Consider the following 5,586-nt stretch of genomic DNA (forward strand, 5'->3'; position numbering starts at 1 on the left):
ACTTGTATCTGATATGATTGTCGTCACATCACCACACAAGTGCCCACACAAATTACTTAATCTCGATTTGTTAAATAACTCGAAGCCGCCAGGGCTTTCGAAGTCGCTTAAGGTGTGTCCCCCTAAGCGAGGATGCGCATTATAAACACCTTACTCTGCGCTGCAAGCACTTTTTTAATTTTCTTTAAAAAAGTTTCGAGGGCTTTATCAGCGAGGAGATGACTCCCCTTTTTAGCACTATCAAGCAACCGCTCAACACCACCAAAACCTCTTTGCTTACACCCGATATCTGTTGCCAGACTCGAGGGTGGCGAACTATATAGACGCCTCTTGAATGACGCAATACCCCTCGAGAAAAAAACTTAAAAACAACTACTTATTGGCCAAATTGCAGCCAAACCGGACAAAAAACCGACTACGCCGTAGGCGCCACAGCAATAACGCGCTGCCGGCGAGACCATACAAGACGGCCTCCGCCAGATCGGACCGCACCAGCCAGAACAAATGAACCAGTGCCAAAACCAATGTGCCATATACCAGCCGATGCAAAATCAGCCAGCGGCGACCCAAATGGCGCACGGAAAAGCGGTTAGAGGTAGCCGCTAGCGGCAGCAGAGTGAGCCAGGCAAAAAAGCCGACCAACATATAGGGGCGCTCCTGCAGCTCCTCCCTGAATATCGACCACTCCCATCCCAATAGATAGGTGCCCACACATAACGCATGAAGGGTGGCATAAAAGAAACAGAACAAACCCAGCATGCGGCGGTAGCGGATCAATGACGGTCGCCGTAACCAAACCCGCAGCGGTGAAATCATCAACGTCAGCAGCAGAAAGTTGAGCGACCATCCGCCCGTGAAAAGTATCAGCCGTTTTGCGGGGTCTGGCCCTAAGTCGCCCGTAATCAGCTGCAGCGCCAAACTGGCTAACGGAAGAAGGCAGGCCAGAAACAGCAAACCCTTTCGCCACGCCATCATAAGCCCTTGCGCCACACCATTAATAATGGCGCCGTAGATTCATGCCTTTATAGAGATGCGCGACCTGATCGGCATAGCCGTTGAACATCTGCGTTTTGATGCGATTGGGACTGAATAGACCACTGGGCAGACGGCGCTCGTACTTCTGGCTCCAGCGCGGATGGTCAACTTCCGGATTCACATTAGCGAAGAACCCGTATTCTTGAGGAGCAAGATCCTGCCAGGTTGTACGGGGCTGCTGCTCCGACAGCCGGATTTTGACGATGGACTTAATGCTTTTGAAACCGTATTTCCAGGGCACCACCAAACGAAAGGGGGCACCGTTTTGCTTGGGGAGTTCCCGCCCGTAAAGACCTGTCGCCATAAGAGTCAGCGGATTCATAGCTTCGTCCAACCGCAGGCCCTCTACATAGGGCCAGTCAATCGTGCTGAACCGGGAGCGCTGACCGCGCATTTCTGCCGGCCGATAGAGGGTCGTAAATTCAACGTATTTGGCTTTTGACGTGGGCTCAAGCCTGGACAGCAATCGGTGCAGGGGCACGCCAATCCAGGGAATCACCATTGACCAGGCCTCAACACAGCGCAGACGATAAACCCGCTCTTCAAGATCCAGCCCTTTGAGCAAGTCATCCAGCGAATAGGTTCCCGGCCGCGCAACCTCACCCTCTACCTGCACCGACCAGGGATCAACGGTCAGCTCCTGCGCGTAACGAGCCGGGTCACTTTTGTCCGTACCGAACTCGTAGAAATTGTTATAGCGCGCGACGTCCTCAAAGGGAGTTTTGTCTTCGTTGGTATAGAAGCCTTGAGCCGCCATCGACGATGAAGCCTCTCGCGCGGAGAGTGGCGCCAACTCAGAGCTCGCAAGAAGCGCCGATGGCACCAAGCTGGATGCCGCAAAGAGGCCGGCGCCCCGCATCAGTTCGCGGCGTTTAAGGTAAACGCTCTCTGGGGTAATTTCAGAGGCAGGGATATCCGCCGCTTGTTTGATCAACATGTCAGTCTCCGTGGCTTAAGAGCTCTGACCAGCAAAACGGCGGAAAGCTCCCTTACTAACTAGCTTGCGTTCTACGATAGACAGCCATCACTGGACCAGACAGAGCATAGGCCAATGCAATACCAAGTAGAATCCGAGGCGGGTCCACCGAAACCAACCCAAAACCAATAACAATAAGGATCATCACAACAAAGGGCACACGGCCCCGCAAATCGATACCTTTAAAGCTGTTATAGCGGATATTGACGATCATGAGCAGGCCTATCACGGCGGTAAGCACCGCACTGAAAAAGGACAACACCGAAGAGACCTCGCCGCCAAATAAACCCTCATCGGCACACACCCAGATGGTGCCCGCGATCACCGCCGCAGCGGCCGGGCTGGCCAGCCCGGTAAAATAGTTTTTGTCAGTAGTGGCGATCTGAGTATTGAAGCGCGCCAGGCGCAACGCCGCGCATGCGATATAGATGAAGGTAGCCGCCCAACCGAGCTTGCCAAAACTGCCCAGCGACCAGCTGAACATAATCAGCGCCGGCGCTACGCCGAAGGACACCATGTCGGCCAGCGAGTCATACTGCTCACCAAATTTACTCTGTGTATTGGTCAGGCGAGCAACCCTGCCATCCATACCATCGAGTACACCAGCCACAAAAATGGCAATGGCTGCCGTTTCAAACTGGCCGCGCATGCCGGAAACAATGGCGTAAAATCCCGCAAACAGGGCTGCCGTGGTAAACAGGTTGGGCAGCAGATAAATACCGCGGCGACGCACCTTCTGCCCATTAATCGAGACCTCTTCTTCGTGATCGTCAATCAGCAACAGCGACTCACGGCGGTCATCGTTATTATGCTCAATCTCATTTTCAACTTCAGACACAGCGAACTCCACGCGTGTTGACACAGGGGCGCAGCATACCAATACCTGCAGCCACTAAACACCTCATTGTAGCAACATCACGCAACTGACGCTGCGACCTGCCAAAAGGCGTGAATCAGGGGGTTATCCAGCCGCTGTTTCAGCGTGCACACCCCCACTGCCAAGGGCTTCATTTCGTCGGCTAGCGGCAAAACCCTCACTTTGTCGGCTATTGGGCTGTTGGCAAGCACTAACTCGGGAACCACCCCCACCCCCAGACCCAGCGCCACCATGCTGGCTATCGCCTCGTGACCACTGACCTGCGCATAGATGTTGGGGCGAATGCCGTGCAACTTGAACCAGCGCTCCAACTCCACCCGAGCCACCCCACGTTCCGACATGATTACCGGCAATTCACCCCACGGTAGCTGTGGCTGATCCGCCAATGCCGACACGGCACAGGGCACTGTGGGCGCAATCAGACGCAATGGTGAGTGCGTTAACACTTGGAAGGCCAGTCGCTGATGCAGCTGCTCCGGCCGCGCCGTAATGGCTATATCCTCCTCTCCCGCTGCCACGCGCTCGAGCGAATCGGCCTGATCCCCGGTGTGCAGTTTCAATTCAATGCGGGGGTAGCGACTCCTGAATATCTCTAGCAAAGGCCCCAGCACCGCGTATGCCGCCGTGACCGAGCAATACACGCTCAGTTCACCGCTGAGGTCGCGCCCGGATTGATGGAGACGCTGCAACAGCCCCTGCCAGTTGGCGAGAGCTTGCTCAGCGTAGCGCTGCACCTCGCGACCGGCCGAGGTAAGCACCACCCGCCGGTTATCTCGCTCGAACAGAGGCACGCCAAGCTCTTGTTCGACACGCTGAATGGTTCTACTGACCGCCGAGGCACTCAAATGCATGGCCTCCCCGGTTTTAGCGAAATGCAGGGACTTGGCAAGATGAGTGAAAATTTCAAGTTCTTTGATGTTCATTCCGCCCCTCGATGCAGCATTGCGTATATAGCAACACAATATTCACTATATATCATTTTACGCAATATAAACGACCTGCTATGGTAGCCGCCCAGTTTTTAACCACATTCACCAGAACGAGGGCCTCCTCCATGGGTCAGAACTACTTCAATACCCTGCCCCTGCGCGTACAACTGCAGGAACTCGGCAAGTGCCGCTTTATGGATCGCAGCGAATTCGCCAACGGCTGTGACATTCTGAAAGGCAAGAAAATCGTTATTGTGGGCTGCGGCTCACAGGGTCTGAACCAGGGTCTTAACCTGCGCGACTCAGGCCTAGACGTGTCTTACGCCCTGCGCGCCGAAGCCATTGAACAAAAGCGCCAGAGCTGGAAGAACGCCACTGAAAACGGTTTTACCGTTGGCACCTACGAAGAACTGATCCCCAGTGCCGATGTGGTAATGAACCTAACCCCTGACAAGCAGCACACGGCCGTCGTTTCTGCCGTTATGCCACTGATGAAAGAAGGCGCCTGCCTGGATTACGCTCACGGTTTCAACCTGGTTGAAGAAGGCATGCAGATCCGTAAGGACATCACCGTAGTGATGATGTGCCCGAAATGCCCCGGCACCGAAGTGCGCGAAGAGTACAAGCGTGGCTTTGGCGTACCCACCCTGATCGCGGTCCACCGCGAAAACGACCCCAACGGCAACGGCCTGGAAATCGCCAAAGCACTGGCCTCTGGAACTGGTGGCGACCGCGCCGGTGTACTGGAATCCTCACCGATTGCAGAAGTGAAGTCTGACCTCATGGGCGAGCAGACCATTCTCTGCGGTATGCTGCAGACCGGCTCTATTTTGTGCTTCGACAAAATGGTCGAAGAAGGCATCGACCCCGGCTATGCCTCCAAGCTGATCCAGTACGGCTGGGAAACCATCACCGAAGGTCTCAAGCACGGCGGCATCACCAACATGATGGATCGCCTGTCCAACCCCGCCAAGGTCAAAGCCTTTGAACTGGCTGAAGAGCTGAAAGACATCATGCGTCCGCTCTATGAAAAGCATCAGGACGACATCATGAGTGGCCACTTTTCCAAAACCATGATGGAAGACTGGGCCAACGACGACAAGAACCTGCTGGGCTGGCGCGCCGCCACCGCCGAGACGGCCTTTGAAAAAGCAGAAACCGGCAGCATGGACATCAGCGAGCAGGAATACTATGACAATGGCATTCTGATGATTGCGATGGTTAAAGCTGGCGTTGAACTGGCCTACGAAACCATGGTTGCTGCGGGCATCAAAGACGAGTCCGCCTACTACGAATCACTGCACGAAACGCCCCTGATCGCCAACACCATCGCGCGCAAGAAGCTGTACGAAATGAACGTGGTTATCTCCGATACCGCCGAGTACGGCTGCTACCTGTTCGACCACGCCTGCAAGCCGCTGCTCAAAGACTTTATGAGCAAGGTAAAAACCGATGTCATCGGCAAAGGTCTGGACGTTTCTGACAACGGCGTGGACAACCAGCAGCTAATTGCCATCAACTCAGCGCTGCGTAACCACCCGGTAGAAGTTATCGGCCGCAAACTGCGCGGCTACATGACTGCCATGAAGAAGATTGTTTAACCACAAGCATCTTCGGCAAACCAGAGGGGCCCCACAAGGGCCCCTTTTTTTTGGTGCCAACACGCACTTTTAGTGAAGCGTGTGCTCATCATCCGGCATGCGATGAGGGGGCACCTGCACCGATTCCACCAGCTTGCCCAGAGTGACAGTTCTTCCCACATAGCGTTC

5 protein-coding genes are annotated in these 5,586 nt (G+C 54.7%); 1 reads left to right on the forward strand and 4 read right to left on the reverse strand.

The window, feature by feature from the left end; genetic code table 11:
* Positions 1 to 372: 372 nt before the first annotated feature.
* The 4 genes from ABYP39_RS16960 to ilvY all read right to left on the reverse strand — a co-directional run bounded on the left by ABYP39_RS16960 (position 373) and on the right by ilvY (position 3,811).
* Entirely contained in the window at positions 373 to 975 is a 603-nt protein-coding gene (locus ABYP39_RS16960; RefSeq protein ID WP_372749921.1) for a sulfite oxidase heme-binding subunit YedZ, read from the reverse strand.
* A 19-nt stretch (positions 976 to 994) separates the two neighbouring features.
* Complete coding sequence (gene msrP / locus ABYP39_RS16965) at positions 995 to 1,972, reverse strand: protein-methionine-sulfoxide reductase catalytic subunit MsrP (protein ID WP_372783760.1); 978 nt, start codon at positions 1,970 to 1,972, stop codon at positions 995 to 997.
* 55 nt (positions 1,973 to 2,027) lie between these two features.
* Positions 2,028 to 2,849, reverse strand: coding sequence for a CDP-diacylglycerol--serine O-phosphatidyltransferase (gene pssA / locus ABYP39_RS16970; protein WP_372749923.1), 822 nt, complete (start codon positions 2,847 to 2,849; stop codon positions 2,028 to 2,030).
* Positions 2,850 to 2,926: 77 nt separating this feature from the next.
* On the reverse strand, positions 2,927 to 3,811 hold the full coding sequence (ilvY, locus tag ABYP39_RS16975; RefSeq protein WP_372759473.1) for an HTH-type transcriptional activator IlvY: 885 nt from the start codon (positions 3,809 to 3,811) through the stop codon (positions 2,927 to 2,929).
* Positions 3,812 to 3,942: 131 nt separating this feature from the next.
* Here ilvY and ilvC point away from each other — a divergent pair, with 131 nt between their 5' ends.
* Positions 3,943 to 5,418 carry a ketol-acid reductoisomerase gene (gene ilvC / locus ABYP39_RS16980; RefSeq protein WP_372783762.1) on the forward strand — a complete coding sequence of 492 codons (1,476 nt, stop codon included), beginning with the start codon at positions 3,943 to 3,945 and terminating at the stop codon, positions 5,416 to 5,418.
* Positions 5,419 to 5,586: the final 168 nt, after the last annotated feature.

This window comes from Litorivivens sp. (assembly GCF_041625495.1).
In the GTDB taxonomy this organism is placed as follows: Bacteria; Pseudomonadota; Gammaproteobacteria; order Pseudomonadales; family Spongiibacteraceae; genus Litorivivens.

Excerpts from the sequence above, each read along its gene's own strand:
- ABYP39_RS16960 (WP_372749921.1), bottom strand. The coding sequence starts at position 975 with ATGATGGCGTGGCGAAAGGGTTTGCTGTTTCTGGCCTGCCTTCTTCCG.
- ilvC (WP_372783762.1), top strand. The coding sequence starts at position 3,943 with ATGGGTCAGAACTACTTCAATACCCTGCCCCTGCGCGTACAACTGCAG.
- ilvY (WP_372759473.1), bottom strand. The coding sequence starts at position 3,811 with ATGAACATCAAAGAACTTGAAATTTTCACTCATCTTGCCAAGTCCCTG.
- msrP (WP_372783760.1), bottom strand. The coding sequence starts at position 1,972 with ATGTTGATCAAACAAGCGGCGGATATCCCTGCCTCTGAAATTACCCCA.